The sequence below is a fragment of the Candidatus Babeliales bacterium genome (genome assembly GCA_035288105.1).
GTDB lineage: Bacteria > Babelota > Babeliae > Babelales > Vermiphilaceae > SOIL31.
Window position 1 is genome coordinate 1 of sequence record DATEAY010000033.1, and the last position, 4,339, is coordinate 4,339.

Annotated in this window: 5 protein-coding genes; 2 read left to right on the plus strand and 3 right to left on the minus strand. The window is 35.9% G+C overall.

The window, feature by feature from the left end; genetic code table 11:
- Both VJJ26_01695 and VJJ26_01700 read left to right on the plus strand, forming a co-directional pair.
- Nucleotides 1-271 (plus strand): hypothetical protein (locus tag VJJ26_01695; GenBank protein ID HLC06878.1); only part of this gene is annotated, 271 nt, incomplete at its 5' end.
- Nucleotides 272-466: 195 nt separating this feature from the next.
- Nucleotides 467-1,036: a hypothetical protein gene (locus VJJ26_01700; GenBank protein HLC06879.1), complete on the plus strand. Its 570-nt coding sequence runs from the start codon at nt 467-469 to the stop codon at nt 1,034-1,036.
- A 46-nt stretch (nt 1,037-1,082) separates the two neighbouring features.
- Here VJJ26_01700 and VJJ26_01705 read toward each other — a convergent pair whose 3' ends face one another.
- The 3 genes from VJJ26_01705 to VJJ26_01715 form a co-directional block, all read right to left on the minus strand.
- The gene (locus tag VJJ26_01705) at nt 1,083-2,303 is read right to left on the minus strand and encodes a hypothetical protein (GenBank protein ID HLC06880.1); all 1,221 of its coding nucleotides are present in this window, start codon (nt 2,301-2,303) and stop codon (nt 1,083-1,085) included.
- Nucleotides 2,304-2,949: 646 nt separating this feature from the next.
- Nucleotides 2,950-3,258, minus strand: coding sequence for a hypothetical protein (locus VJJ26_01710; protein HLC06881.1), 309 nt, complete (start codon nt 3,256-3,258; stop codon nt 2,950-2,952).
- Between the two features lie 14 nt (nt 3,259-3,272).
- A complete protein-coding gene (locus VJJ26_01715) occupies nt 3,273-3,593 on the minus strand; it encodes a type II toxin-antitoxin system RelE/ParE family toxin (protein ID HLC06882.1) in 321 nt (106 codons plus the stop codon).
- Nucleotides 3,594-4,339 lie beyond the last annotated feature (746 nt).

Consider the following 4,339-nt stretch of genomic DNA (forward strand, 5'->3'; position numbering starts at 1 on the left):
AGATTTTGGTAAAAAGAGTCGTTATGTAAACGGCTCTTTTTTGTTTACAACGTTTTTTATCGTAGCAAATTATGTGCATAATCTTTCTTGCGGCGTAGTCAGAAGTAGCTGCTTTAGCAGCGAAGACTGGCAGTATTGTTCAAGGCGGCTGATTTGGGCGGGTAAAGAATTGCCAGCCTCTTTTTGTTCTTCCGTGCTGACACGAGCTATAAGAATAGCTTTCATCGATATTCCTTTGTGTTTTATGGGGTATTTTTTGAGTTGGAGATAGTTTATCAGAAGGCAAGGGGATTGCTAATGAAAAGCTTGATTAATACGGATTATTGCTATTTTTTGACTATAAAATCCTATTGTAAATTAATACAAAATTATAAAAATACATATAAAACTATTGTTTTCTGCCCCCCCATCTGATATTGTTATAATTGAAATAAATATTGTTAGTTCGCAAAAAAGGAGAGTTTTCATGAAGAAGTTATGTTTATTGTCCGGAATGATGGTTTTTGTTGTGGCATGTGTTAATGCAAGTGAAGTAAGAAAAACTCCAGGAAAGATTAAAGAATCCCGACGTCAAAAAATAGAAGACGTGCAATGGGAAAAAATTAAACGTCAACAACATTTAGCTCGTCCAGCAATATATACAATGGTTGATGCTTTGATTAAAGAAGAAAATTCATCAGGGCATACTGATGACAATGGACAATATATTGAAGATACACCAGCAAGAGTTGTTGTAGATTGGCCAGCAGTTTTTATAATTCTTGATAAAATGAAGGGTATTATTAATGTTAATGAATATATAACTTTTGAAAACGGGGATTCTTTATTGTGGGTTGCTGTAGAACAAGGAAATTTTTCAGTAGCTAAAACATTGCTTGAAAAATATAAAGCTGATCCTAATTTTGGCAGCCAATGTACGGGAGATCATGACCAAAATGTGAAATGTAATATGAATAGAACTATTTTAGTATTAGCGCGTGAAAAAAAAGATCTTCTAATGGCTATGTTGCTAAGACAACATGGCGCTAGGATGTAGTTTAAAAAAGAAATAAGATAGTAAAAAAGAGACTCTTCTTATATTTTTATAAGAAGGGTCTTTTTGTATTCACAAATGTCCATGTTGCTGATTTAAATTCCTCCAAACAATTCCTGATAACCTTAAATGGGTTATTTAGATTGGGTTGTCGAGTAATGTTCACATCCTTCATATCAGCGATCAAACGATACCAGCTGCGTTTATTGTATGCACCAAACATAGTGCGCAATTCTCGGATGTTTATTTGATCAAGCGCTAATTTCATTCCATAGAGCTGCAAGATGCGGCGTGGACTGAGAGTTGGATTATTAAAAATAAGTGCAACAAGAAGGCTTTTTGCGTTGTTTACTTTAAAATCTAATAACGCTGGTCGAGCATTTTCAATTTCATCAAGATAATGCAGCAGCACTTTGCGTGCGATGTTTGTTTTGAATAATCCTTTAAAGGTGAGTGGTGTTTTAATCCCGAGTTGTTTCATTATCTGTTGTATTTTACGTCGATTATTTAATCGTGCTTCCATGCGTAAAACTTCAAACATCTTTTTGTTGTGTAGTGTATCATATAGGTGCAATTGAATTGCGTTGTCTTTTTCCAATGAACGTTTATCACTTTTTTTTGCTTGTCCAAGATCACGAATTTTATCATAAAAAACTAACTCATAAGAGTTGCTGTGCCATTTGTAGCTGTGGCCTTTGTTGCGGTAATCAGTTTGATTGATATCAAGGGAGAGTTTGATGTTTACCTGTTCAATTTTGCTGATGTAATGATATGGAATGGAGCCATCAGTGAGTGGAATATTTTTTGAAAAATGAATACCAGAAACATCAGCATTAGTTAAAGTTTCAACATCAGTTGCAATTCCCATGCTGTGTAATGTTGTGCATAATTTTTGTACAAGATCAGGAAATTGTTTTTGGGTAAGTTCTTCAAAGTTGTTACCAAATAAGAGTTTGGGCAATGATAGTTCAATTTTAAGCAATGTTTTTGTTATTGATAAAGGCGTAATAGGGTGCTGCGTGCCCTTCGAAGCCGTGCAGTGTCCTCCGTAGCTTTTAGCGAAGGATGGAGCGTAGTAGGGAAAAAGGGTTAAGCGAGGTTTATAAACACCCAATGCTAATTCCTTTTTTGTAGGGTTCTGTTTTGATATGATACCACGCAATGCGTATGTTTTGTTATTTAAAGCCCATTGCGCAGATGGTGTGAATGCATCAGGATTGGTGATAGTGAATGATTCCTGGGGAAGTGTTAACACAATAGTATCGATCATTGCTGTATCCCATGCTGAAGTTAAAAACACCCTTAAAGATACGTGCAAATGGTTTTAAAAACAAGTCCCGCACCGGACTTGATGATTTACGGATGCGGGATAATTTGGTGTTTACACAAAGCATGTGACAAGGATTATCTATGGGCCCTCGCCTTCGAAGCCTTGGCGAAGTAGGCCTGTGTTGATAGCAGCAGCACTCTACTTTTTTTGTTTTTGCAGTTTTTGGTAAACGCCGTTTGTTTGCCACACCAGTTTGTAGGTTTACTTCTACCAGTAATGTGAAGAGGTTTGCAACACGTGTTTTTTCTTCAACCGTTAAAACTCTCACGGATTTTATTGGACGTAATCGAGCCATTACATACTTTCGTATTAAAATTGAAAATTGTTTTTATGTAAGGCGTAAAAGTGCTTGATAAGTATGATGGATGTTACGATTAGATTAACAACTGAGCAAGGAACTGTACGCCATAATATCTATGATCTGTGTGAGATCATGATTAATGTTTGAAATTGCGTACATGGTTATTCCTTTTAAATATGATGCTATTATTACGATTGTTGTGTGTAATCATAGCAAATGTCATGAAGAGAGCAAGAAGAAGGCAGAAATATTAATTTATACCTTCTTCTTTTTTTCTTTTTAAATTTACTTCTTTTTAAAAACTAAATGTGGCTCTTGGCCAATTAATGCAAAAAGATGCGCTAAGCTTGCTAGGGTTAAATTTGCTTCTTTACGTCTAATTTTCGCTACATAAGCCGGGGTTGAATCTAATTGTCTGACAAGCTCATTGAAGCCTATGTCATTTTTCTCCATGTAGTTGTCTAGTGCAGAGGCAACTCCATCTTGCAGTGCTTGTAAGGTATTTTTTTCTCTGAGTGCTTGTTCTTTGATTTCAGCAATTTCATCTTTGTTAAGACGTTTTTCTAGATATTCTTGGAAACTTCTTCTTTTCATGTGTTCTTTCCCCCTTAAAGTTCTGATAACCGTTTGCGAGCTATTTTGATATCATTTTCCTGGCTTTTCTTATCTCCTGCAGCAAGGAGAATAATGATGTATTCGCCTTCAAAGCAATAATAAATTCTAAAACCAAACCTGCGTTCTCTTAATTCAAAAAGTCCTTTTCCAAGGGCTTTGCTATGAGGTAATTTTAATTGATTTCCGCATAGTTCAAGTAATTCTAGTTCTTTTGAAACCGATTTAAGTGCATCTTTTTCTAATTGATCAAGCCAGCGTTCTACAGGGCCTTTTTTGGTTTTTTCACACCAAAACTCAATAATCCATTGTGCCATATTATCCTTTTTCAATAATATTAGAGTATCACCTTATAGTGTAGTATATTATAATATACCAGTCAAGAGTATAGTTGGGTTTCTATTTTTTTGCCCCTTCGTTAGCTACATATTAAACTCTGTAAAGAGCGTCTGCATCATGCTTAACGAGTGTTTGAGGGGGGCTGTTTGGGTTCATGAGACTGTCGCGAAGTGGATGCCAGTCTTCGCTGCTTACGCAGCTTCGTCTGGCTCCGCCGGCAAGAGTTGCTGAGCAAATAAAAAAATTTTGATAGCAAAAAGCGAAGACTGTCCGAAGAAGTTCCCATTTGTGGGAACGTAGACGGACCATCCCATCAAATGTTCCTCGTATATTTTTAGTTTTCATTACTATGCTTTACTATGTCTATCTAATACAGTCTGTAGAATGTTCTGAGATTCGTTACATTGGTTATACAACAAATTTAACCGAGCGTTTGTTAACGCATAATTCAGGTGGATCAATTTATACTAAAAAAGATCGACCATGGAAGTTAGTCATGTGCTCAGTGTTTAAAAATATTGATTGTGCCAAGCAATTTGAGAAGTATTTAAAATCACAATCAGGCAGAGCATTTGCCAAGAAAAGATTTTGGTAAAAAGAGTCGTTATGTAAACGGCTCTTTTTTGTTTACAACGTTTTTTATCGTAGCAAATTATGTGCATAATCTTTCTTGCGGCGTAGTCAGAAGTAGCTGCTTTAGCAGCGAAGACTGGCAGTATTGTTC

Bases quoted from the DNA above. Each gene is read 5' to 3' on its own strand.
- VJJ26_01710 (HLC06881.1), bottom strand. From the start codon at position 3,258: ATGAAAAGAAGAAGTTTCCAAGAATATCTAGAAAAACGTCTTAACAAA.
- VJJ26_01700 (HLC06879.1), top strand. From the start codon at position 467: ATGAAGAAGTTATGTTTATTGTCCGGAATGATGGTTTTTGTTGTGGCA.
- VJJ26_01705 (HLC06880.1), bottom strand. From the start codon at position 2,303: ATGATCGATACTATTGTGTTAACACTTCCCCAGGAATCATTCACTATC.
- VJJ26_01715 (HLC06882.1), bottom strand. From the start codon at position 3,593: ATGGCACAATGGATTATTGAGTTTTGGTGTGAAAAAACCAAAAAAGGC.